Here is a 22,738-nt window from a genome sequence, read left to right on the forward strand (position 1 = left end):
CCATGAGAACAGCATTATCCATCGCCGGAAGCGATTCCAGCGGAGGCGCCGGTATTCAGGCCGATCTCAAGACGATGACCATGAATGGCGTTTTTGCTATGACCGCCATCACCGCCCTGACCGCCCAGAACACCACCGGCGTACAGGCCATCCAGGAAGCCACCCCCACATTCCTCGCCCAGCAGCTGGACGCGGTGTTTACCGACATCCGCCCCGATGCGGTGAAGATCGGGATGGTCTCCTCCCCCGAACTCATCCGCACCATTGCCGAACGGCTGCGGTTCTATCATGCGCAGAACATCGTGGTGGACCCGGTCATGGTGGCCACCAGCGGGTCCCGGCTCATCCGGCCCGAGGCGGTGGATACCCTGACCAAAGAACTGCTGCCTCTGGCCCTGGTGGTCACCCCCAACATTCCGGAAGCGGAACTGCTGAGCGGGCGCACCATCCACAGCCGGGAGGAGATGGAAACGGCGGCCAAGGCCATCGGGGACGCCTACGGCTGCGCCGTCCTGCTCAAGGGCGGGCACAGCGTACAGGATGCCAACGACCTGCTGTATGCCGGCGGGACCCTGCAGTGGTTTGAGGGGGCACGCATCCAGAACCCCAACACCCACGGCACCGGCTGCACCCTGTCCAGCGCCATTGCGGCCAACCTGGCCAAAGGGTTCTCTCTGCCGGAATCGGTGCGTCGGGCCAAGGCGTACATTTCCGGCGCCCTGGCTGCCATGCTGGACCTGGGGCAGGGGAGCGGGCCCATGAACCATGCCTGGACCCTGCAGGGGACCTTTGCCGAGGAATCGGACTGAATACAAAAAGGAGTGTCAAATCATGAGCGAACGGAACTATGCCACCCAGATGGAGGCGGCGCGCAAGGGCATCGTGACCCCCCAGATGGAGATCGTTGCCAAGAAGGAACGGATGACGGTGGAGGAACTGATGCCGCTGGTGGCATCGGGCAAGGTGGTCATTCCGGCCAACAAGAACCACACCTGTCTGGACCCCGAGGGCGTGGGCTCCATGCTGCGCACCAAGATCAACGTGAACCTGGGTGTCTCCCGGGACTGCAAGGACTACAACGTGGAGATGCAGAAGGTGATGGAGGCGGTCAACCTGGGCGGGGAGGCCATCATGGACCTGTCCAGCCACGGCAACACCCAGCCTTTCCGCCAGAAGCTCACCCACGAATGTCCGGCCATGATCGGCACCGTGCCGGTGTATGACAGCGTCATCCACTACCAGCGGGACCTGGACACTCTGAGCGCCCAGGACTTCATCGACGTGGTGCGGCTGCACGCCCAGGATGGGGTGGACTTCGTCACCCTGCACTGCGGCATCACCCGCAAGACCATCGACCAGATCCGCAAGCACAAGCGCAAGATGAACATCGTCTCCCGGGGCGGGTCCCTGGTCTTTGCCTGGATGTGCATGACCGGCCAGGAAAACCCCTTCTATGAGTATTACGACGAGATCCTGGACATCTGCCGGGAATATGATGTGACCATCTCCCTGGGCGACGCCTGCCGTCCCGGCTGTCTGGCCGACGCCACCGACGTCTGCCAGATCGAGGAGCTGGTCCGGCTGGGCGAGCTGACCAAGCGCGCCTGGGAAAAGGACGTGCAGGTCATGGTGGAAGGTCCCGGCCATGTGCCCATGGACCAGATCGCCGCCAACATGAAGGTGCAGCAGTCCATCTGCATGGGCGCGCCCTTCTATGTGCTGGGACCCCTGGTCACCGACATCGCCCCCGGCTACGACCACATCACCGCCGCCATCGGCGGGGCCATTGCGGCCATGAACGGCGCGGCTTTCCTGTGCTATGTCACCCCCGCCGAGCATCTGGCCCTGCCCAATGTGGAGGACGTGAAGCAGGGCATCATTGCCAGCAAGATCGCCGCCCACGCCGCCGACATCGCCAAGGGGGTGCGCGGCGCCCGGGAGATGGATGACAAGATGGGCGACGCCCGCCGCGCCCTGGACTGGGAAGCCCAGTGGGCCTGTGCCCTGGACCCCGAGACCGCCAAGGCCATCCGGGCCGACCGTTCCCCCGAGCACGAGGATACCTGCTCCATGTGCGGCAAGTTCTGCGCCGTGCGCAGCATGAACAAGGCTCTCAACGGTGAACACATCGACATCCTGTGATGTCTTCCCGCTGCTGAATATCCCCAACAGAAAAGACCCCGCCCTCCGGCCATCTGCCGGAAGACGGGGCCTTTTGCATGGCAAAAAAGGTTACAGCACCAGTTCTTCGCCGCTGTGCAGCGCCCGCAGCCGGTCGCCCATGATCTGCTGCATCCGTTCCTGGGCGGGGCGGCCGGTGCAGTGCCCGGTGTAGAACAGGCATTTGTGATCCAGCAGGGCGTGGGCGGTGTCCTCAATGACCTGCCACTCCTCGGGGGTGTAGTCGGTGCCCTTTTTCATGTGGAAGCCGCTGATGACCACATCCGGGTCCCCGCCGAAGAGCTCGGCGTACCGGTCCAGAATGTTGAGAATCCCGTTGTGGGCACAGCCGGAAAGCAGCACCCGCTTGCCCTCGGCCTCCACCATCAGGCATTGCTCGTGGGCAAAGTCGTCCTGCACGGGAATGCCGTTTTCCAGCACCCGCAGGGCCAGGTTGCTCTGGGGCCAGTACCGCCGCCCGGTGATGCCGCTGAACAGAACCAGCTCCTCATCCAGCCGCAGATCCCCGTCCGCAAAACGGACCTGGGGCAGGGCGAGAATGGCCTTGTTGATGCCGATGTACTTCTCCCCGTGGTAAAAGTCCCGTCCGGCACCCCGCTGCATCCAGATGGGGGCTTCCGGGGCCAGCTCGGCCATGCGCAGCAGCCCGCCGGCATGGTCGTAGTGCCCGTGGCTGAGCACCACCGTGTCCACGGCCCTCAGGTCGATGCCCACCGCGGCGGCGTTGTCCGCAAAGGCGCCGGTGGCCCCGGTATCCAGCACCAGACGGTGCCGGGGCGTCTGCACATACAGGCTCAGGCCGTGTTCGTGGGCGCAGCCTTCGGCGCCCGGGGTGTTTTCGATCAGAGTGACGATGCGCATACAGGACCCTCCCGCCCGGTATTTTTACTGTGTTTTCAGTATACCGCACAAACCCCGCCCGGACAAGGAAAAACCTTCCCATTGGACAGGGTCGGGGGTAAATCTTGGGTGAACTTCCAAAAAATAAGTCGCATTTTTAGCTGGTTTTCGTCTGGACTACAAAGAAAATCTATGGTAAGGTCTAAGTATGAAGTGCGCCGGTCTTACAGGGCCGGGGTTCGGATCTTGTACAAAAACGGCGGCGGTACCGTCCGGGGGACCGCCGCCGTTTGCTGCATCGGGATACAGGCAGATTCCGGTATAAAAGGAGGTGCATGACCGGAAAGCAAGGGTATCTGCGGCACAGGGTCCTTTGTTCAAAACCTGTTATGGAAAGAAGGGCAGAGCTAATGAAAAAGAAATTTCGTGCGGCATCCCTGCTGCTGGCCACGGTGATGGCGGCGGGCTTGCTGGCCGGGTGCGGTGGTTCCGGTTCGGACGGCAAGATGATCATCCGCATCGGCCACAACCAGTCCACCAACCACCCCACCCACATTGCGCTGGTGAAATTTGAGGAGTTCATCGAGAGCAAACTGGGGGACAAATACGATGTGGAAGTCTTCCCCAGTGAGCTGCTGGGCTCCCAGAACGAGATGGTCCAGCTGACCCAGACCGGTGCCATCAACTTCTGCGTGGCCTCCAACTCCCTGCTGGAAACTTTCAGCGATAACTACACCCTGTTCAACCTGCCGTATCTCTTTGCGTCCAGCACGGCCTACCACGCCGCCATGGATGACGAGAGCATCACCGGCCCCATCTTTGAGTCCACCAAGCAGGCGGGCTTTGAGGCCGTGACCTGGCTGGATGCGGGCACCCGCAACTTCTACACCGTCAACACCCCCATCGAGAGCCCTGCCGACCTGAAGGGCCTGAAGATCCGGGTGCAGCAGTCTCCCACCAACGTGGAGATGATGAACCTGCTGGGCGGGTCCGCCACCCCCATGGGCTTCGGCGATGTGTACACCGCCCTGCAGTCCAAGATCATTGACGGCGCCGAGAATAACGAATTGGCCCTGACCGACAACGGCCACGGCGATGTGTGCAAGTACTATTCCTACGACATGCACCAGATGATCCCCGACATCCTCATCGGCAACGTGGACTTCCTGGACGGCCTGAGCGAGGAAGAACGGGCCATCTTTGACGAAGGCTTCGAGCTGGTCAACCAGGTCCAGCGGGAAGAGTGGGGCACCGCCGTGGAGGCGGCCAAGGACCGCGCCCAGAATGAGCAGGGCGTGCAGTTCCTGTATCCGGACACCAAGCCCTTCCAGGAAGCCTGCGAACCCATGCACCAGGAAATGCTGGAAAAGTACCCTGACCTGAAACCCATCTATGATGCCATTCAGGCCTACAACGAGCAGTATCCCACCGATACCGAGGGAGGTGAAAACGGATGAAAGCCTTGAGAAATGTACTGACCAAAGCGCTGAACGTGCTGGCCGGTGTCAGCTTTATCGCCATGGTCCTGCTGACCTGCTGGCAGGTCTTTACCCGGTACGTACTGGCAAACCCCTCCTCCTGGTCGGAGGAACTGGTCTCCTACCTGTTTGCCTGGGCCAGCCTGCTGGGCGCTTCCCTGATCACCGGGGAGCGGGGCCACATGAACATCCCCATCCTGGTGGACCGCATGAGCCCGCCGGTGCAGAAAGCCCTGAACATCTTCGGCGAACTCATCGCCTTTGCCTTCTCGGGCATCATCCTGGTCTACGGCGGCATCGAGATCTCTCAGCTGGCCATGGGCCAGATGACCTCCTCCCTGGGTGTGGCCGTGGGCGTGTTCTATGTGGTCATGCCCCTGTGCGGCGTACTCAACATGATTTACACCGTCCTGAATATCGTGGATATCTGTAAGGGCGAAACCCAAGAAACAAAGGAGGCGTAAGACATGGCCATTCAATCTCTGATCATCATCGTCGTTGCGCTGGCGGTGCTGCTGGTTGTGGGCGTGCCCATCTCCTACGCCATCGGCATCTCCTCGCTGATCGCCATTCTGCAGACCGTTCCCCTGGACATCTCGGTGGTCACCGGTGCCCAGCGTATCTTCGTGGGCATGAGCAAATTCAGCCTCACGGCCATTCCGTTCTTTATCCTGGCCGGTAACCTGATGAACCAGGGCGGCATCGCCAAACGATTGGTGGACTTCGTCATGGCCCTGCTGGGCAAGCTGCCCGGGGCCCTGCTGGTCACCAACGTGGGCGCCAACGCTCTGTTCGGCGCCATCTCCGGCTCCGCTTCCGCCGCCGCCGCTGCCGTGGGCAGCATGGTGGAGGAAGGGGAGGAGGAGCAGGGCTACGACAAGGCCCTGTGCGCTGCCACCAACGGCGCCTCCGCCCCCTCCGGCCTGCTGATCCCGCCCTCCAACGCCCTGATCACCTACTCCCTGGCCGCGGGCGGCACTTCGGTGGCAGCCTTGTTCCTGGCCGGCTATGTACCCGGCATCATCTGGGCCATTGCCTGCATGGTGGTGGCAATCATCATCGCCAAAAAGAAGGGCTACAAAGGCACCCCCGGCAAGTTTGACTGGAAAAACCTGGGCCACGCCACCCTGGCCGCCCTGCCCAGCCTGTCCCTGATCGTGGTGGTCATCGGCGGTATCGTGGGCGGTATCTTCACCGCCACCGAAGGCTCCGCCATCGCCGTGGTGTACGCTCTGATCCTGGGCATCTGCTACCGCAACATCACCCTCAAATCCTTCTGGAACATCGTGGTGGAAAGCGCCAAGATGAGCGGCATGGTCGTCTTCCTCATCGGCGTGTCCAACATTCTGGGCTGGGTCATGGCCTTTACCCAGATCCCCCAGGCCATCTCCGAAGCCCTGCTGGGCGTGACCACCAACCCCATCCTGATCCTGCTCATCATGAACGTGATCCTGCTGGTGGCCGGTACCTTCATGGATGTCACCCCCGCCATCCTCATCTTCACCCCGCTGTTCCTGCCCATCGTCAAGACCTTCGGCATGGACCCGGTGCAGTTCGGTCTGATCCTGGTGTACAACCTGTGCATCGGCAACATCACCCCGCCCGTGGGCAACACCCTGTTCGTGGCCATCAAGGTCGGGCGCACCAGCCTGTCCAAGGTCATGCCCTACATGCTGGCCTACTATGTGGCCATTCTGGTGGGCCTGCTGCTGGTGACCTATGTACCCTTCATCAGCCTGGGCCTGCCCCAGATGGCCGGACTGCTGTAAGCAGCAGCCGGAGTTCCTTTCCCGGTACAACAGGGGAGAGGGCGCACCTGCACGGTGCGCCCTCTCCTTTTTTCTTTTTATGCCTTATGCGCTGTGGTAGACCCACTGCCCGCTTCCGGCCTGGGTCTCCTCATACCAGCCGGCGGCTGCGGCGGTCCGGGTGGGGTCCAGAATCCGGACCCGGCGCACCGGCCGTGTGCCCAGCAGGGCCACCAGCAGAAGCACCGAACACACAAGAAATAAAAGACTGGCCAGATGCCGCCTGAAAGTTCTGCTTTCCATCATTGAAAATCCCGTCCTTTCCGCGCCGGCGGGGCGCCCGGATGTTTTTGATGCTATCCAGCATACCGGGGTCATGTATCGGGAATGTATCACCGGAGCAAAAAAAGAAAAAATCTTTTTTATAATGCAGATTTATAATGCAGATTTATCTGTGTATAACCGGAATTTATTTGTGTTTTTTTCCAGTTTGCGGTATGATAAATACGATGTAAAACGCCGGGAAACTGTCCGGCAGAAACTCCGATTCGGAAACAGTGGGGGCGTTGCGCCACCCCCGGCAGGAGGTTTGTATGAAAGTTGTTGTCATCGGCGGCGTGGCCGCCGGCACCAAGGCGGCTGCCAAGCTCAAGCGGGAACAGCCGGATGCCGAGGTTGTCATCTACACCAAGGGGCAGGACATCTCCTACGCGGGCTGCGGCCTGCCCTACTACCTGGGCGGCGACATTCCCACCCGGGAGGACCTGATCGTCAACACCCCCCAGAAGTACGCCGGACTCACCCGGGTGCAGGTCCACACCGGCCAGGAGGCCGTCGCCCTGGACGCTGCTGCCAAGACCGTGACCCTGCGCGCTGTGGATACCGGCGCTGACCACACCGAAAACTACGACAAGCTGATCCTGGCCGTGGGCGCCGAGCCCTTCGTGCCCGGTGTGCCCGGAACCGATCTGCCCGGTGTCTTCAAGATGCGCACCCCCGACGATGCCATCGCCGCCCGGGATTATGTGGACAAGAACGCCTGCCGCCGCGCTGTGGTGGTGGGCGGCGGCTTCATCGGCCTGGAAGTGGCCGAAAACCTCATGGCCAAGGGTGTTTCGGTCACGGTGGTGGACATGGCCAACCAGCTCATGCCCAACATCTTTGACCCCGAAATGGCCGGCTACGTCAAGCGCAAGCTGCAGGAAGCGGGCATGCGCATCATGACCGGCACCGCCCTGCAGGGCATCACCGGCACCGACAAGGCCACCGGCATCACCACCGACGCCGGTCCCATCCCCGCCGACATGGTGGTGCTGGCCATCGGCATCCGTCCGGCCACCGCCTTCCTGGCCCACTCCGGCCTGGACATGTTCAAGGGCACCATCAAGGTGGACGACAAACAGCAGACCAACCTGCCCGACGTCTACGCCGTGGGTGACTGCGCCATGGTCCACAACGCCCTGACCGGTGCGCCCCAGTGGTCCGCCATGGGCTCCACCGCCAACATCACCGGCCGCTGTCTGGCCCGGAACCTGGCCGGCCATGAAAGCCTGTACGGCGGCTGCCTGGGCACCGGCGTGGTCCGCCTGCTGGAAACCCTGAACGCCGGCCGCACCGGCCTGACCGAAGCCCAGGCCAAGGACGCGGGCTTTGACCCCGTCACCGTGATCTGCGTCACCGACGACAAGGCCCATTATTATCCGGGTGCCGACAGCTTCGTCACCAAGCTCATTGCCGACAAGGCCACCCACAAGCTGCTGGGCATCCAGGTGCTGGGTGCGGGCGCTGTGGACAAGATGGTGGACATCGCCGTCACCGGCATCTCCCTGGGCGCCACCCTGGAAAGCTTCAACACCCTGGACTTTGCCTACGCGCCGCCCTTCTCCACCGCCATCCATCCCTTTGTGCAGGCCTGCTACATTCTGGAGAACAAGCTTTCCGGCGCCTTTGAGACCTTCACCCCCGCCGAGTACGCCGCCGGCGCCGCCGCGGACTATCAGGTCATCGACGTGCAGCCCGAAGCCAAGATCCCCGGCGCCCGCTGGGCCAACCTGTCCCAGGTCACCGGACCCATCGAGGGCCTGGACAAGGACGCCAAGCTGCTGCTGGTCTGCGCCAAAGGCAAGCGTGGCTACTTCCTGCAGAACCGCCTGAAGTCCTTCGGCTACACCAACACCCGGGTGCTGGAAGGCGGCGCCTATTTCAACAAGGTGAAGGTCCCGGTCACCAAGGGCACCCTGACCCCCGAGGAGATCAAGCGGGTCAAGGGCCTGGGCTGCCTGCAGGACAAGCGGTACCCGGATGTGTTCAACGTCCGCGTTATCACCCGCAACGGCAAGATCACCGCGGCGGAACAGCGGGCCATCACCGAAGCCGCCGAAAAGTTCGGCTCCGGCGAGGTCACCATGACCACCCGGCTGACCCTGGAGATCCAGGCCGTGCCTTACGCCAACCTGGAAGACCTGATGGAATACCTGCAGCAGGCGGGCCTGCGCACCGGCGGCACCGGTTCTCTGGTGCGCCCGGTGGTTTCCTGCAAGGGCACCACCTGCCAGTACGGCCTGCTGGATTCCTTCGGCCTGAGTGAGAAGCTGCATGAGCGCTTCTACATCGGCTACCACAACGTCACCCTGCCCCACAAGTTCAAGATCGCTGTGGGCGGCTGCCCCAACAACTGCGTCAAGCCCGATCTGAATGACCTGGGCATTGTGGGCCAGCGGGTTCCCATGATCGACCCCGCCAAGTGCCGCAACTGCAAGATCTGCCAGGTGGAGAAGAACTGCCCCATCCATGTGGCCAAGCTGGAAAACGGCGTGCTGCACATCGATCCCGATGCCTGCAACCACTGCGGCCGCTGCAAGGGCAAGTGCCCCTTCGGCGTGACCGAGGAGTTCATGGACGGCTACAAGATCTACATCGGCGGCCGCTGGGGCAAGAAGGTGGCCCATGGCCATCCCCTGGACAAGATCTTCACCTCCGAGGAGGAAGTGCTGGACGTGGTGGAACGCGCCATCCTCTTCTTCCGCAATGAAGGCATCACCGGGGAGCGCTTCGCCGATACCATCGACCGCCTGGGCTTCGACTATGTGCAGAACAAGCTGCTCACCGAGCCCATGGACAAGGAAGCAGCCCTGAAGAAGACCGTGGTGGGCGGCGCCACCTGCTAAGCGCAGACAAGACCGCATCATATAACCGATTACCCGAAAAAAGCAAATACGGATCTGCCGGACCGCAAGACGGAAAAGGGCATTAAAACGATCCTCTGCTTGTCTGAAACACAAAGCAGCAGGGGCGTGGTGTACCCTCAACGCCGGGCGGCCCGGCTTTTTTCGGTCAAGAGGGGAAAATCTATCTTTGACAATCGGGAAAGGAACAACACATGAAAAAACTGCTTGCAACCCTTCTGGCCCTGGGCCTGCTGGCCGGCTGTTCGGCGGCACCCTCCGCCACCACCGCCGAAGAGGCCGTCACCGCCGAGACCGCTGCGGTGACCACCGCCACCCCGGAATCCTCCGACGGCCCCGTGACCATCGTAGACGACCTGGGCCGCAGCGTCACCGTGGACCATCCCCAGCGGGTGGCGGTGCTCATCGGCAGCTTTGCGGATGTGTGGTGTCTGGCGGGCGGGTCGGACAGCCTGGTGGCCACTGCCCACGATGCCTGGACCTACTTCGATTACCTGCCCCTGGACAACGTGACCGACCTGGGTGCCAGCAAGGAGATCAGCCTGGAAACCCTCATTGCCACCGAGCCGGACTTCATCGTGGCCAGCTGCAACACCCAGCTGGACCTGGATTTCATGCCCACTTTCGAGGAGATGGGCATTCCCGCTGCCTACTTTGAGGTCAGCACCTTTGAAAGCTACCTGAGCATGCTGGACCGCTGCACCCAGATCACCGGGGACACCGCCGCCTACCAGACCAACGGCGCAGACGTGCAGGCCCAGGTGGATGAGGCCATCGCCCGGGCGGACGGCAGCCAGCCTTCGGTTCTCTACATCCGGGTATCCAGCTCCGGCTGCAAGGTCAAGAACAGTCAGGACAACGTTCTGGGCGAGATGCTGGCCGCTCTGGACTGCGTCAACATTGCCGACCGGGAAAACTCCCTGCTGGAGGACCTGAGCATGGAAGTCATCCTGCAGGAGGACCCGGATTACATCTTCCTGGTCTACCAGACCGCCGACCCCTCCGTGGGCGAGGCGGTGGCCGACGAGACCCTGCGCAGCAACCCGGCCTGGAACAGCCTGCGGGCCGTGCAGGAGGGCCGCTGCTATGTGATGGACCAGACCTTGTACAACCTGAAACCGAACGCACGTTGGGGGCAAGCCTATGAACAGCTGGCGGATATCCTGTACCCGGCTGCGTGAGCACCCGGCGGCGGTGGCAGTGGCGCTGGTGGTGCTGACCCTGGCCCTGGCGGTGCTCAGCCTGTGTATGGGGGCGGTGGAAGTCACCTCCGCCCAGGTCCTGCAGGCCCTGTTCACCAATGACCCGTCGGAGGTCTCCGCCCGGGTGGTGCTGTATTCCCGCCTGCCCCGCACCTGCGGCAGCCTGCTGGCCGGGGCCGCCCTGGCCGTGGCCGGTGTGCTCATCCAAACGGTGCTGGCCAACCCCCTGGCAGCGCCCCACATCATCGGGGTCAACGCCGGGGCGGGGCTGGCGGTCACCATCAGCTGTGCCATTGCCCCCATGGCTGCCGTGCGCCCCCTGGCTGCCTTTGCAGGGGCCATGGCCGGGGTGCTGCTGGTGCTTTTATTTGCCGAGAGCACCGGCGCCTCCCGCATCACCCTGGTGCTGGCGGGCGTGGCCATTTCCAGCATCTTCAGCGCTCTCATCGACGCGGTGACCACCCTCTACCCGGACGCCCTCATCGGCTACACCGACTTCCGCATGGGCGGCCTGACCGGGGTCACCATGGCCAAGCTGGCCCCGGCGGCGGTGCTCATCGGCATCAGCCTGGTGCTGGCCTTCTCCCTGTCCGGCCTGCTGGATGTGCTGGCCCTGGGCCCCGAGACCGCCCAGAGCCTGGGCCTTTCGGTGCGGCCCACCCGGCTGCTCTTCCTCACCCTGGCCGCGGCCCTGGCCGGGTCGGCGGTGAGCTTCTGCGGGCTGGTGGGCTTTGTGGGCCTGCTGGTGCCCCATGGGGTGCGCTCCATTGTGGGGGAGGAGAGCCGCCCTCTCCTCCTCTGCTCCGCTTTGGGCGGCGCGGCCCTCATGACCTTGTGTGACCTGGTGGCCCGCACGGTGGCGGCTCCCTTTGAGCTGCCGGTGGGCACCATTCTGAGCATTCTGGGCGGGCCCTTTTTCCTGTGGCTGCTGGTCCGCCAGAGAGGAGGCCGCACCCATGATTGAACTGCAGCAGGTGCAGGCCGGGTATCATAACCGCCCGGTGCTGCGGGGGGTGGACCTGGCTTTCCGCCCCGGGGAGGTGCTGGCCCTCATCGGGCCCAACGGCAGTGGCAAAAGTACCCTGCTGCGCACCGCCTTGGGGCTGCTGCCCTGCACCGGTGGGCAGGTACTGTACGACGGTGTGCCCCTCACCCAACTTTCCCCCCGGCAGGTGGCCCGACAGGCCGCCTTTCTGTCCCAGAACCGGACCATCCCCAACATCACCGCCCAGCGGATGGTGCTCCACGGGCGGTTCCCGCACCTTTCCTATCCCCGGCATTACCGGCCGGAGGACAAGGTCATTGTGCGGCAGGCGCTGGAAGAGGCCGACGCCGCCGATCTGGCCGACCGCCCCATGAACGAGCTCAGCGGCGGCCAGCGGCAGAAGGTCTATCTGGCCATGGCCATCGCCCAGCAGACCCCCACCGTGCTCATGGATGAGCCTACCACCTTCTTGGACATCGCCCACCAGCTGGGAGTCATGCAGATGGCCCGCCGTCTGGCGGCCGGGGGACGGGCGGTGGTGCTGGTGCTCCATGACCTGCCCCTGGCCATGGGCGGCGCCCACCGGTTGGCCGTCCTGCAGGACGGGCTGCTGGTGCAGAGCGGCACCCCCGAAGAAATCTACGAAAGCGGCGTGCTGGAACCGGTATTCAACATCCGGCAGGGCCGCACCCAGACCGCCGACGGCTGGCGGTATTACTGCGAGCTGCCGCATAAGGAGGAAGGATAAATGCCCCTGTTCCCCATGTTTGTGAATCTGCAAAATGCCCCGGTCCTCCTGGTGGGGGGCGGCACGGTGGCCCTGCGCAAGGCGGAAAAGCTGCTGCCTTACGGGCCGCACATCACGGTGGTGTCCCCGGCCATCGCCCCCGAACTGGCGGCGCTTCCCGGCCTGACCCTCTGCCGCCGTGCTTTTGCAGAAAGCGACCTGCAGGGCCCGCCCGCCCTGGTCATTGCCGCCACCAATGACGCTTCCCTCAACCACAGAATTTCCGCCCTGTGCAGGGCACAGCGCATCCCGGTGAACGTGGTGGATGACCTGGCCGCCTGCGGCTTTGTCTTCCCGGCCCTGGTGCAGCGGGGGCGGCTGTCGGTGGGCATCTGCACCGGCGGGGCCAGCCCCACGGCGGCGGTGTGGCTGAAGGAGCGCATCGAAGCCCTTCTGCCGCCCCACTTCGCGGCGGCTCTGGACAGGCTGGAAGCCCTGCGCCCGACCCTCAAGGCCCGGGTCCCTGACGAGCACGCCCGGGCTGAACGTTTCCGCGACGCTTTTGAGCGGGAGCTGGCGGTGCCTGCCGAACCTGCCGCCCAGACAGGCCATGTGGCCCTGGTAGGGGCGGGCTGCGGCAAGGCGGACCTGATCACCGTGCGGGGGCTGTGGCTGCTGCGGCAGTGCACCGCCCTGGTGTACGATGACCTCATCGACGACAGCCTGCTGGATGAGCTGCCTGCCGACGCCCAGACCTTTTACATGGGCAAGCGCAGCGGCCACCATGCGGCCCCTCAGGGAGAGATCAATGCCAAACTCATCGAGCTGGCCCGGGCCGGACACCGGGTGGTGCGCCTGAAAGGCGGGGATCCCTTCGTTTTCGGCCGGGGCGGGGAGGAAGCCCTGGCTTTGCGTCAGGCAGGCATCGACTTTGAGGTGGTGCCCGGAATCTCCTCGGCCATCGCCATTCCCGGGGAGGCGGGCATCCCGGTCACCCACCGCGCCCTGAGCCGGGAGGTGCACATCATCACCGCCCACACCCGGGCCGAGGAAACCCCCGACTACCGCCGGTATGCGGCGCTGGAAGGCACCCTGGTCTTTCTCATGGGCCTGCAGCGGCTGGAGAAGATCGCCGCCGACCTGCAGGCAGAGGGCATGGCAGGGGATACCCCCGCCGCCGTCATCAGCGGCGGCAACGCCGCCCACCGGGCTGCCGTGCGGGCCCCCTTGTCCGGCATTGCAGCGGCTGCCCGACAGGCCGGGGTCCAGGCCCCCGCCGTCATTGTGGTGGGCCCCACCGCCGCCCTGGACCTGTACGCCGATTTCCAATAAAAGAAAAACGGGAGAGCGAATTTTCGCTCTCCCGTTTTTTCATGCCTTTGTGTGGGCTTTGCGCCGCCGCCGGAGCAGCGCCGCCGCTGCCAGCAGGACCACCGCGGCACCGATGCCGCCGATGGCCAGGGGCAGGGGGATCCGGGGCTGCACCACCGCGGCCAGGGTATCCTCCCCCGGCTGGACGGTGAACACCAGGTAGCTGCCGTCGGCGGTGGTGTCGGCCCGCCGCCAGCTGCCGTCCGCGTTTTTCAGGTAAACGGCGGTGTTTTTCTGCTGGGGCAGGTAGTGCAACTGCCAGGAGGAACCGGCCGTTTCGGGCAGGGTGAACTGCCAGCTCTCGGTGTGCTGTCCGGGCACCAGGGGGGCTTCGTCGCTGGCTGTCATGGTCAGGTCCCCAGTGCCGAAGCTGCCCTCCGCCAGCAGGATGGGGCGGCCGTCCGCCCGCTGCTCGGTGCCGGACACCACAGTGGAAAGGGGCGTGTATACCGCGTCAATGACCTGGTCAAAGCGGATGTTCTCGGTGACGAAGGCGGGCCAGGAGGCGGTGCAGCCGTCCTTGGCCGGAATGGCCGGGGCCGCACCGGCGTCAAAGCTGCCGCCGTAGTCCACTGTCACGCTGCCCACCACGGCGCCGTCCGCCCGGAAGGTCAGCACAATGGTCCGGAACGCTTCGGGAAGCCCTTCCTGCTCGGTCAGGGCGGCAAACTCCGCAAAAGACAGGGGTTCGGCCTGTCCGGCATAGCTCACCCCGTCAATGCCGCCCAGGGTGTCGCTGACAAAATAGTTGCCGCTCTGTTCCGCGTCTTCACTTTGCAGCAGGTCGGTCAGGGTTCCGGATTCCAGGCCACCGGCCACGGCGCCCACCTGTTCGGTGCCTTCGGCCAGCACCAGGGCCCGACAGCCGGTGATGGTGGTACCGCTGCCCGCAATGCCGCCCACATGGGCGGCTCCGTCCAGACGGCATTTGGCGGCGCAGTCCCGGATGGCGCTGCGGCTGCGCCCCGCAATGCCGCCCACATAGTTCACATCTTCCTCGCTCAGGTCGGCGTAGTTGCGGCAGCCCATCACCGTGCCCATGTCCATGCTGCCCACAATGCCGCCGGCAGCCTCCTTCTTCACCTGCACGGTGCCGGTGTTTTCGCAGTCCCGCAGGACCACCCGGGTCTTGTAGGTCACGTTCAGAGAACTGTTTCCGCTGATCTTGGTGTCGTCCTCCGGGTCCAGGTCATTCTCCCGGGCCATGGCCCCGGCAATGCCGCCGGCATTCAGGTCGGCGTTCACGCTGCCCTCGTTGCGGCAGTTGAAAACCTTGCCCTCGGTATCGCTCTCGGTGTCACTGTCCGACACATCCTCAAACAGGTCGGAATTGTCCTGGGGTTCGGCGGCACCCAGCAGAGTGTTGCCGATGACATTCAGCTGGTCGGTGATGGCCTGGATGTCCTGGATCAGGGCTTGTGTGTGGTCCCCGGTGTTGGTGGTCAGGCTGCCCACCCCGTCCATGATGGAGGTCAGGCTGCCGTTCAGACTGTTGCGGGCGGCGGTGATCTCGTCCCGGCCGGTCACCTCCACGCTGGGCACGGTCAGGGTCAGCTGCCCGTCCAATGTCAGGGACCCTTCGTGCTGCAATTCGTTGTCGATATCCAGACTGGGGGCCCCGTGGGTGACTTCGCTGCGGTCCGCCGGTTCTTCTGCCGGTTCTTCGGGGACCTCCGGCACCGGTGTCTCTGCGGGCACCGGTGTTTCTGCGGGCTGGGGCGTCGGGGTGGCTTCCGATTCCGGCGGGGAAGACGGTTCCTGGGAAGGTACCGGCGTGACCTCAGGCGCCACGGTGGGGGTGGGGGAGGAATCGCCGATGCCCAGGTCGGTGTCGGCGTTGGTGTCGCTGCTGCCGGTGAGCTTGGTCAGGTCGGTGAGAGTGACTTCCTGGGTGCCGATGCTGATGCTGTTGGCCAGTTTGTCCAGCAGGGAATCCACCGCCGTGCGGGCGGAGTCCACCTGGTTTTGCAGGTTGGTCAGCCGTCCGGTCAGTTCGCTGGAGGAGGCTGCCGCATCCTGGTTGGCCTTGTTCATCAGCCCTTGCAGGGTGCTCAGCTCGCCCTGCAGCTGCTGCAGGGTGTCGGCACTGTACTGCAGCATGCTGGAAGGCTCCATCTGGCCCACGATGCCGCCGCCCTCCTTGCGGGCGTGGATGGTGCCGTAGTTGACGCAGCCCTCGATGTAGCCGGTCTGGCTGCCCGCAATGCCGCCCACGTTGTAGCCGATGTGGTCATACCCCACATCGCCCCGGTTGACGCAGGCCCGGATGACCCCGGCAGAGCTGCCCGCCACGCCGCCGATGTCGGTGATGTCGGCGGCGCGCTCGGTCTTGAGCAGGTCCTCCGCCGTCAGGTCTTCCAGTTCCACCTCGTTCTGGCTCACGGTGGTGTTGACCGCAGACAGGTTGCTGCACCCGGTCACCACACCGTCGTTGCTGCCCACAATGCCGCCGATGAAGTGGTCGCCGTAGACGCTGCCGGTGACCGTGCAGCCGGAAATGACCCCGTCGGCGGTGTTCACCCCGGCCATGCCGCCCACCTGGCTGGTGCCGGTGACGGTGCCGTCAAAGCGGCAGTTTTCGATGGTGCCGGCGTTCTGCCCCGCAAATCCGCCCACCTGGGCCCGGGTGCCCCCGGGCTGTACGGTGCCGGAAGCGGTGGTGTTGTACACAGACCCCGAGGTCTGAATGTACCGGAACAGTCCCTGCACGCTGCCGTCGGCGGTCAGGTTCAGGCCGCTGATCGTGTGGCCCTGGCCTTCCCACCGGCCGCCGAAGCTGGGAATGCCCCCGAAGCCGGTCCCGCTCAGGTCGATGTCTTCATCCAGGTAGATGATTTTGTCCTGGCTCCAGCTGTCCAGACGGCAGTTCTCCGCCAGTTGGACCAGGTCTTCGGCGTCGTTCAGATGGATCACGCCTGCCTCTTCCTCGGCCAGGGCGCCCAACGGCAGACAGCAGACCAGCAGGGCCGCGCTCAGCAGGGCACAAAGGCCCCGTTTCACTGTCTTGGTCATCATACTTCCTCCCCTTCGGTGTAGTTCTGGGCCCAGACCTCCGCGTCGGAAACCTCCTGCGGCAGGCAGTAGTCGGGCTGGGTGGGTTCGATGGTGGTGCCGGAGGTCACCGCCGCATGCAGGGTGCCGTTCAGGGTACCTTTGATCTCGGCGTCGATGACACCGTTCACATACCCGCGCACCCGGCCGCTTACGCGCATGCTGCCGCTGGCGGTGCGGTTGATGCGGGTCAGATCGATGGGGGCTTTCATGGCAAAGCTGGTGCGCTCCACGATCACATCGCCGATGAGCAGGATCTGGGGCAGCACCGCCAGCACCAGCAGGATGGAGACCACCGTGCCCCGGCCCAGGCAGGTGCCGATGGCCGCAATGACCGGGTTGGTGGTCATGACGCCGATCAGGGCGCCAGCCACCGCCAGGATGGTGCCGGAGGTGAAGATGGTGGGGAAGGCCTGGTTCAGCGCCGTGATCATGGCTTTCTGGATGGGCATTTCCTTCTTCAGGTCGGTGTAATGGCTGGAAATGACGATGGCGTAGTCGATGTTGGCGCCCATCTGGATGGCGTTGACGATGAGGTAGCCCAGGAAATACAGGGGTTCATTCTGCAGGGTGGGCACCGAAAAGTTGATCCAGATACTGCCCTGGATGACCAGGATCAGCAGGATGGACAGACCCACCGACTGGAAGGTGAACAGCAGGATCAGCACCACGAACAGGGCCGACAGCACGCTGATGAGCACGTTGTCCTGCACGAAGGAGCTGGACAGGTCCTTCACGTTGGTGGAGTTGCCTACCACATAGTAGTCTCCGCTGTAATACTGCCCGATGATGTTGTGCATGGTGGTCAGGAAGTCCATGGTCTCGGCACTTTCTTCCGGCAGGTTCAGGTAGACCACCATCCGGCTGTATCTGTCGCTCTGCAGCTGGACCTGGGCCCAGTTCAGCTGGTCGAACAGCTCGTCCAGGGTGTCCTGCATCTCCCCCTCCAGGGTGATGTTGCCGTCCTTCATCTCCCGCTGCAGGAACATGAACATGTCGAACAGGGGCACCTTGTAATCCCCGATGCCGCTGAGCACGCTGCCGTACTGGTTCTGGTCCACGGCGTACACCGCGTACAGGGCTTCCGCTGCCTCGTAGTCGATGCCCGCAATCTCCGAAAGCTGCCGCGGGGTCACGGCGTCGGCCAGCATGTAGCCGTCCAGGGCCTCGGTGTTGGCCAGCCCCTGGGCGGAATCCACCTCCGGGCAGGCTTCCAGCTGGTCCAGGATCTGCCGCTCGGCCTCGTAGTTGCCCTTGGGCACGATCACCGCCACCATGTTGTTGTTGCCGAAGGTGTTCTTGATCTTCTGGTGGGCGATCTGGCTCACGCTCTGCTTGGGGGTCACCAGGTCGGTGAAGCTGTAGCAGTAGGGGCACTGGTTGGCCAGCACGGCGGCAATGACCACCACCACCACAAAAATGGGCGGGATGATGAACCGGGTGGCCACGTCAAACTTGCCCAGGAAGGTGATCTGGGGAATGAGCTTGCGGTGGCGGGTGGCATCGATCTTGCGGCTGAAGACCATGAGCAGCCCGGGCATGAGGGTGAACACCGACAGCAGGCTGAACAGGATGGCCTTGATGAGCACGGTGGCCATGTCCCGCCCGATGCCGAAGTGCATGAAGGCCAGGGCCGCCAGACCGGAGATGGTGGTCAGTGAGGAGGAACTGATCTCCGGAATGGCCTTGGACAGGGCGGCAATGCAGGCCTCCCGGGTGTCCTTGGTCTCGTGCTCATCGGAAAAGCGGTGGCACAGGATGATGGCGTAGTCGATGGCCAGGGCCAGCTGCAGGATCACCGTCACCGAGTTGGAGATGAAGGAGATGGTGCCGCACAAGAAGTTGGTGCCCATGTTCAGCAAAGCGGCGGCCCCGAAAGTCAGGATCAGCACCGGCACTTCAGCGTAGGAGCGGGAGGTCAGGGTGAGCACCATCACGATGATCACCGCGGCAATGACCAGAATGACCCCCATCTCGTTGGCCAGGTCGGCGGACATGTCCTGCCCCACCTCGGTATCCACATAGACGTCATACCCGGCTAGCGCCTGGTCGATGCCGTCCAGGGCCTGCAGGCTGATCTCATCGGTGGCTGTCCCGTCAAAGGTCACGGTGTACAGGGCCGAAGCCTGTTTGTAGTGGTCGGCGGTGTCGTCGAACTCCACGCTGTACACCCCGTCCACCCCTTCCAGGGTCCCGGCCAGGTCCCGGGCCGTGTCGTAGGTCACGTTGGAGACCATCACCCGGGCCGTGCCGAAGGTGGTGAAATTGTCGTTCATTACGGTCAGACCCTGGCGGGTCTCGGTGCCGGCGGGCAGGTAGGTGGTGATGTCGTTCTCCACCTTCACCCAGCCCGACGCCACAACGCTGAAGATCAGCGCCAGGGCGTACAGCAGGAAGAAAAGATTGCGCTTGTCCACAATAAAGGTGGCAATCTTTTCCATCCCGCCGGTTTTCGGCTTCTTTTCTTCCATGGCAGAAAAATCCTCCCGTTGCAAGGTAAAAAAGCAGCCTTTTCCAAGGCTGTCATTCTATCTTAATACGGGAACCCTGCAAAAACCATATACAATTTTGAACATCTGTCAAAAGAAAGAAAGAAAATGAGCAAGGCAGACGGACCGATCCCGCCGGCACACAAACAAAAAAAGCAGGCAGAAACTTTCGTTTCTGCCTGCTTTTGGTCGAGGTGACAGGACTCGAACCTGCGGCCTCCTGGTCCCAAACCAGGCGCGCTACCAGCTGCGCAACACCTCGGCGGTATTACTCATTATAACCGCTGAGGCGGCGCCCGTCAAGCGCGGGGCCGGGGTTCCGTCCATCTGAATCAATAGGTCTGGGGCTGTTCTTCGCCAGTCATGACGCGCAGGGCACCCTGGGCCAGAGCCAGCAGTTCGTCCTCACCGGGATAGACGGTGATGGGGGCGATCCAGCCGATCTTCTGCTGCAGGATCTCCCGGGTGTAGTCGCTGTAGGCGATGCCGCCGGTCAGGATGATGGCATCCACCTTGCCTTCCAGCACGGTGGCCATGGCGCCGGCGTCCTTGGCAATCTGATAGTAGAAGGCATCCTGCACCAGCTTGGCGAACTTGTCGCCCTCGTGGGCCATCTTGTCCACCACACGGGCATCGTTGGTGTGCAGATAGCCGTTGAAGCCGCCGTTGCCGCAGATCTTCTTGTAGATCTCCTTCTGGGTGTACTTGCCGGAGAAGCACATCTTCACCAGATCACCGGCGGGCACGGTGCCGGCGCGCTCGGGGCTGAAGCAGCCCTCGCCGTCCAGGATGTTGTTCACGTCGATGACCTTGCCCTTGCAGTGGGCGCCCACGGACACGCCGCCGCCCATGTGGATGACGATGAGGTTCAGGGCATCATAGGTGGTGCCGTGCTCCTTGGCATACCGGCGGGCCACGGCCTTCTGGTTCAGGGCGTGGAAGATGCTGCGGCGGGGCAGTTCGGGCATGCCGGACAGACGGGCCTGGTCGGACAGCTCATCCACCACCACGGGGTCCACAATGTAGGAGGGCTTGCCGATGGCGTCGCCGATCTCCCGGGCCAGGATGCCGCCCAGGTTGGAGGCATGCTGCCCCTGCACACCGGCGATCAGGTCGGCCAGCAGGGCGTCGCTGACGGGGTAGGTGCCGCCCGGAATGGGCTTGAGCAGGCCGCCGCGGCCCACGATGACATCAAAGGAATGGATGTCGCAGTTATCTTCCTTCAGGGCGTCCAGGATGATCTGCTTGCGGAAATCCTTCTGGTCGATGATGGAGGCATACTTGGCGATCTCCTCGGTGGGATGGCGCAGGGTCTTGTCGAACAGCAGGGTCTCGTCCTCAAAAACGCCGATCTTGGTGGAGGTGGAACCGGGGTTGATGATAAGGCTCTTGATAGACATGGTAGCTCGCTTCCTTCTTCAAATGTTATTCTTCTCTTACCGTTCTCGCGGAATCAGCGCTCACTTATTCAGGGCAGCGGCCACCACAGCGGCCAGGGCGATGGAGTTGACCTTGGTCTGGAAGGAGTCGGAGCGGCTGGTCAGGATGGCGGGCACCTTGGTGCCGGTCAGGATGCAGCCGTTCTCGCACTTGGCGGTGTGCACCAGGGTCTTGTAGACCAGGTTGCCGGCCTGGATGTCGGGGAACAGCAGCACGTCGGCCTTGCCGGCGGCGGGGCGGTCCTGGGCGCCCTTGTGGGCAGCGGCTTCGGGGTCAATGGCAATGTCCATGGACAGGGGGCCATCCACCACGCAGCCGGTGATCTTGCCTTCTTCGCACATCTTGCGCAGTTCGTCGGCGTCCACGGTGCAGGGCATCTTGGGGTTGACAACCTCAACGGCGGCCAGGGGCGCCACCTTGGGGCATTCCACGCCGCAGGCATGGGCCACTTCCACCGTGTTCTCGATGATATGGACCTTGTCCTCCAGGGTGGGGTAGGTGATGAAAGCCACGTCGGACAGGAACAGCAGCTGCTCCACGCCCTCGATCTGGAACACGGCCACATGGCTCAGGGTCTTGCCGGTGCGCAGGCCCACTTCCTTGTCCAGGATGCTCTTCAGGAAGGTCTTGGTGTCCAGCAGGCCCTTCATGTACATGTCGGCTTCACCGTCGTGGGCCAGCTTCACGGCCTTCAGGGAGGCGGCGGTCTTGTCCGGCTCGTTGATGATGCGGTAGTCGGACAGGTCGATGTTCATCTCGGCGGCGATGGCGCGGATCTTGGCCTCGTCACCCACCAGGATGGCGTCGGCGATGCCCTGCTTGTGGGCTTCGGCAACGGCTTCCAGAACGGCGTCGTCCTCGGCGGCGGCCACCGCAATGGTCTTCTTGCCGCATTCCTTGACCTTGGAGATCAGTTCGTCAAAACTCTTGACCATAAAAAACACCTCGTTTTGTCATCACAAAGCTGAGTGGCCGCGGCGGGAATACCGCGGCACAGGCAGTATCTGTTAAAAGAATAACACCTGCCGGCCGGACGGTCAAGCCCCCTGCAGGAATTTGTCGCCGGATTGTGAAGAAAGTCACTGCAAAGGGAAAAGTGAAACATTTTACAAAGGGGGATTGTACCGCCTTGCTATTTTATAGGTAGGGAAAAAGGCGAATTTGGGCAAAAAGACAAAAAGAACCGGAAAAAGAAGTTGAATTTGAACAAGTTCGGGTATTGACAAAACCTTAACAACATGCAAAAATAAAGGTATCAGCGCGGAGACCAGAAAAGCCCGCCTGACTGTATGCACCCAGCCACCGCGACCCGGCCCGGCGCCCCTTGAAAACGCCGATCATGCACCGTATGACAGACCGTAACGGGACGGGTGCTATATTTGCGCCCCAAGCTGTTAGAATTTTAACAGTGGCGGCGGCAAACCAACAGGAGAAGAAGGCCCGAATCAATGACAACAGCCATGTATCCCGGCAGCTTCGACCCGGTCACCCGCGGTCATCTGGACATCATCAAGCGCGCGTCCCGCATGTTTGACAAGCTCATCGTGGCGGTGCTGAACAACAGCGCCAAGACGCCGCTTTTCACGGTGGAACAGCGGGTGGAAATGCTCCGGGAATGCTGCAAGGACATCCCCAATGTGGAGATCGCCAGCTTTGACGGCCTGACCGTCAACTTTGCCAAGGCCCAGGGAGCCACCGTCATGGTGCGGGGCCTGCGCGCCGTCACCGACTTTGAAAACGAGATGCAGCTGGCCCACACCAACCACGCCCTGCAGCCCGGGATCGAAACGGTGTTTCTGGCCACCTCCATCAAGTGGAGCTACCTGTCCAGCACCATCGTGAAGGAGGCTGCCCACTACCGGCAGGATGTGTCCCAGTTCGTCACCCCCAATGTGGAAGCCGCCCTGCAGGCCAAACAGCGCTGCGGCGACGTGTAGTTCCATTTTTCCAACGTCCGTTTCCGCCCTCCGGGGCGGTTGGAATAGAACCCCGAAACAGGCTATCCATCGAATTTCAATCTAATTTCAGGAGGCTGCTTACT

At 63.1% G+C, this 22,738-nt stretch carries 18 protein-coding genes and 1 tRNA gene; 12 read left to right on the forward strand and 7 right to left on the reverse strand.

Features of this window, described 5'->3' with window-relative positions:
* The first annotated feature begins 2 nt into the window (after nucleotides 1-2).
* Together thiD and thiC are read left to right on the forward strand one after the other, a co-directional pair.
* Complete coding sequence (gene thiD, locus Q0K17_RS04110) at nucleotides 3-809, forward strand: bifunctional hydroxymethylpyrimidine kinase/phosphomethylpyrimidine kinase (protein WP_294540244.1); 807 nt, start codon at nucleotides 3-5, stop codon at nucleotides 807-809.
* A gap of 22 nt (nucleotides 810-831) precedes the next feature.
* Nucleotides 832-2,142 (forward strand): phosphomethylpyrimidine synthase ThiC, encoded by a 1,311-nt coding sequence (gene thiC / locus Q0K17_RS04115; RefSeq protein WP_294540246.1) that lies wholly within the window; start codon nucleotides 832-834, stop codon nucleotides 2,140-2,142.
* A gap of 90 nt (nucleotides 2,143-2,232) precedes the next feature.
* Here thiC and Q0K17_RS04120 read toward each other — a convergent pair whose 3' ends face one another.
* Nucleotides 2,233-3,042 carry an MBL fold metallo-hydrolase gene (locus Q0K17_RS04120; RefSeq protein WP_294540248.1) on the reverse strand — a complete coding sequence of 270 codons (810 nt, stop codon included), beginning with the start codon at nucleotides 3,040-3,042 and terminating at the stop codon, nucleotides 2,233-2,235.
* Between the two features lie 389 nt (nucleotides 3,043-3,431).
* Between Q0K17_RS04120 and Q0K17_RS04125 the strand changes: the two genes are divergently transcribed.
* The 3 genes from Q0K17_RS04125 to Q0K17_RS04135 are packed head-to-tail and all read left to right on the forward strand — an operon-like array spanning nucleotide 3,432 to nucleotide 6,268.
* Entirely contained in the window at nucleotides 3,432-4,478 is a 1,047-nt protein-coding gene (locus Q0K17_RS04125) for a TRAP transporter substrate-binding protein (protein WP_294540250.1), read from the forward strand.
* The gene (locus Q0K17_RS04130) at nucleotides 4,475-4,963 is read left to right on the forward strand and encodes a TRAP transporter small permease (RefSeq protein WP_294540252.1); all 489 of its coding nucleotides are present in this window, start codon (nucleotides 4,475-4,477) and stop codon (nucleotides 4,961-4,963) included. The genes Q0K17_RS04125 and Q0K17_RS04130 overlap by 4 nt, the downstream gene beginning before the upstream one ends.
* Before the next feature lie 3 nt (nucleotides 4,964-4,966).
* Nucleotides 4,967-6,268, forward strand: coding sequence for a TRAP transporter large permease (locus Q0K17_RS04135; protein WP_294540254.1), 1,302 nt, complete (start codon nucleotides 4,967-4,969; stop codon nucleotides 6,266-6,268).
* Nucleotides 6,269-6,352: 84 nt separating this feature from the next.
* Here the strand turns inward: Q0K17_RS04135 and Q0K17_RS04140 are convergent, their stop codons facing one another.
* Nucleotides 6,353-6,502, reverse strand: coding sequence for a hypothetical protein (locus Q0K17_RS04140; RefSeq protein WP_294540256.1), 150 nt, complete (start codon nucleotides 6,500-6,502; stop codon nucleotides 6,353-6,355).
* 338 nt (nucleotides 6,503-6,840) lie between these two features.
* Here Q0K17_RS04140 and Q0K17_RS04145 point away from each other — a divergent pair, with 338 nt between their 5' ends.
* The 5 genes from Q0K17_RS04145 to cobA all read left to right on the forward strand — a co-directional run bounded on the left by Q0K17_RS04145 (nucleotide 6,841) and on the right by cobA (nucleotide 13,678).
* Complete coding sequence (locus tag Q0K17_RS04145) at nucleotides 6,841-9,414, forward strand: FAD-dependent oxidoreductase (protein WP_294540258.1); 2,574 nt, start codon at nucleotides 6,841-6,843, stop codon at nucleotides 9,412-9,414.
* A gap of 212 nt (nucleotides 9,415-9,626) precedes the next feature.
* Nucleotides 9,627-10,613, forward strand: a complete 987-nt coding sequence (locus Q0K17_RS04150) for an ABC transporter substrate-binding protein (RefSeq protein WP_294540260.1) — start codon at nucleotides 9,627-9,629, stop codon at nucleotides 10,611-10,613.
* Nucleotides 10,576-11,598, forward strand: a complete 1,023-nt coding sequence (locus tag Q0K17_RS04155; protein WP_294540263.1) for an iron ABC transporter permease — start codon at nucleotides 10,576-10,578, stop codon at nucleotides 11,596-11,598. Before Q0K17_RS04150 ends, Q0K17_RS04155 begins: the two co-directional genes overlap by 38 nt.
* Nucleotides 11,591-12,367 carry an ABC transporter ATP-binding protein gene (locus Q0K17_RS04160; RefSeq protein WP_294540265.1) on the forward strand — a complete coding sequence of 259 codons (777 nt, stop codon included), beginning with the start codon at nucleotides 11,591-11,593 and terminating at the stop codon, nucleotides 12,365-12,367. The genes Q0K17_RS04155 and Q0K17_RS04160 overlap by 8 nt, the downstream gene beginning before the upstream one ends.
* On the forward strand, nucleotides 12,368-13,678 hold the full coding sequence (gene cobA / locus Q0K17_RS04165) for a uroporphyrinogen-III C-methyltransferase (RefSeq protein ID WP_294540267.1): 1,311 nt from the start codon (nucleotides 12,368-12,370) through the stop codon (nucleotides 13,676-13,678). It abuts the gene before it with no gap.
* Nucleotides 13,679-13,717: 39 nt separating this feature from the next.
* On the opposite strand, the gene Q0K17_RS04170 is transcribed toward cobA, so the two are convergent.
* Nucleotides 13,718-16,729, reverse strand: coding sequence for a GLUG motif-containing protein (locus Q0K17_RS04170; RefSeq protein ID WP_294540269.1), 3,012 nt, complete (start codon nucleotides 16,727-16,729; stop codon nucleotides 13,718-13,720).
* Nucleotides 16,729-19,209, reverse strand: coding sequence for an MMPL family transporter (locus tag Q0K17_RS04175; RefSeq protein ID WP_294540270.1), 2,481 nt, complete (start codon nucleotides 19,207-19,209; stop codon nucleotides 16,729-16,731). Before Q0K17_RS04175 ends, Q0K17_RS04170 begins: the two co-directional genes overlap by 1 nt.
* Between Q0K17_RS04175 and Q0K17_RS04180 the strand changes: the two genes are divergently transcribed.
* The gene (locus tag Q0K17_RS04180) at nucleotides 19,193-19,369 is read left to right on the forward strand and encodes a hypothetical protein (protein WP_294540272.1); all 177 of its coding nucleotides are present in this window, start codon (nucleotides 19,193-19,195) and stop codon (nucleotides 19,367-19,369) included. The two genes, Q0K17_RS04175 and Q0K17_RS04180, sit on opposite strands and share 17 nt — an antisense overlap.
* 74 nt (nucleotides 19,370-19,443) lie before the next feature.
* Here Q0K17_RS04180 and Q0K17_RS04185 read toward each other — a convergent pair.
* From Q0K17_RS04185 to ptb, 3 genes are all read right to left on the reverse strand, one after another.
* A tRNA-Pro gene (locus Q0K17_RS04185) sits at nucleotides 19,444-19,519 on the reverse strand.
* 70 nt (nucleotides 19,520-19,589) lie between these two features.
* A complete protein-coding gene (gene buk, locus Q0K17_RS04190; RefSeq protein ID WP_294540274.1) occupies nucleotides 19,590-20,657 on the reverse strand; it encodes a butyrate kinase in 1,068 nt (355 codons plus the stop codon).
* Nucleotides 20,658-20,717: 60 nt separating this feature from the next.
* Nucleotides 20,718-21,632 carry a phosphate butyryltransferase gene (ptb, locus tag Q0K17_RS04195; protein ID WP_294540276.1) on the reverse strand — a complete coding sequence of 305 codons (915 nt, stop codon included), beginning with the start codon at nucleotides 21,630-21,632 and terminating at the stop codon, nucleotides 20,718-20,720.
* Nucleotides 21,633-22,145: 513 nt separating this feature from the next.
* On the opposite strand from ptb, the gene coaD reads away from it, so the two are divergent.
* Entirely contained in the window at nucleotides 22,146-22,634 is a 489-nt protein-coding gene (gene coaD / locus Q0K17_RS04200) for a pantetheine-phosphate adenylyltransferase (protein WP_294540278.1), read from the forward strand.
* Nucleotides 22,635-22,738 lie beyond the last annotated feature (104 nt).

It is taken from the genome of uncultured Gemmiger sp. (assembly GCA_944388105.1).
Classification (GTDB): Bacteria; Bacillota; Clostridia; order Oscillospirales; family Ruminococcaceae; genus Gemmiger.

Excerpts from the sequence above, each read along its gene's own strand:
- Q0K17_RS04130 (WP_294540252.1), top strand. The coding sequence starts at position 4,475 with ATGAAAGCCTTGAGAAATGTACTGACCAAAGCGCTGAACGTGCTGGCC.
- ptb (WP_294540276.1), bottom strand. The coding sequence starts at position 21,632 with ATGGTCAAGAGTTTTGACGAACTGATCTCCAAGGTCAAGGAATGCGGC.
- cobA (WP_294540267.1), top strand. The coding sequence starts at position 12,368 with ATGCCCCTGTTCCCCATGTTTGTGAATCTGCAAAATGCCCCGGTCCTC.
- thiC (WP_294540246.1), top strand. The coding sequence starts at position 832 with ATGAGCGAACGGAACTATGCCACCCAGATGGAGGCGGCGCGCAAGGGC.
- Q0K17_RS04145 (WP_294540258.1), top strand. The coding sequence starts at position 6,841 with ATGAAAGTTGTTGTCATCGGCGGCGTGGCCGCCGGCACCAAGGCGGCT.
- Q0K17_RS04135 (WP_294540254.1), top strand. The coding sequence starts at position 4,967 with ATGGCCATTCAATCTCTGATCATCATCGTCGTTGCGCTGGCGGTGCTG.
- Q0K17_RS04125 (WP_294540250.1), top strand. The coding sequence starts at position 3,432 with ATGAAAAAGAAATTTCGTGCGGCATCCCTGCTGCTGGCCACGGTGATG.
- Q0K17_RS04160 (WP_294540265.1), top strand. The coding sequence starts at position 11,591 with ATGATTGAACTGCAGCAGGTGCAGGCCGGGTATCATAACCGCCCGGTG.
- thiD (WP_294540244.1), top strand. The coding sequence starts at position 3 with ATGAGAACAGCATTATCCATCGCCGGAAGCGATTCCAGCGGAGGCGCC.
- Q0K17_RS04150 (WP_294540260.1), top strand. The coding sequence starts at position 9,627 with ATGAAAAAACTGCTTGCAACCCTTCTGGCCCTGGGCCTGCTGGCCGGC.
- Q0K17_RS04155 (WP_294540263.1), top strand. The coding sequence starts at position 10,576 with ATGAACAGCTGGCGGATATCCTGTACCCGGCTGCGTGAGCACCCGGCG.
- Q0K17_RS04120 (WP_294540248.1), bottom strand. The coding sequence starts at position 3,042 with ATGCGCATCGTCACTCTGATCGAAAACACCCCGGGCGCCGAAGGCTGC.
- buk (WP_294540274.1), bottom strand. The coding sequence starts at position 20,657 with ATGTCTATCAAGAGCCTTATCATCAACCCCGGTTCCACCTCCACCAAG.
- coaD (WP_294540278.1), top strand. The coding sequence starts at position 22,146 with ATGACAACAGCCATGTATCCCGGCAGCTTCGACCCGGTCACCCGCGGT.
- Q0K17_RS04175 (WP_294540270.1), bottom strand. The coding sequence starts at position 19,209 with ATGGAAAAGATTGCCACCTTTATTGTGGACAAGCGCAATCTTTTCTTC.
- Q0K17_RS04170 (WP_294540269.1), bottom strand. The coding sequence starts at position 16,729 with ATGACCAAGACAGTGAAACGGGGCCTTTGTGCCCTGCTGAGCGCGGCC.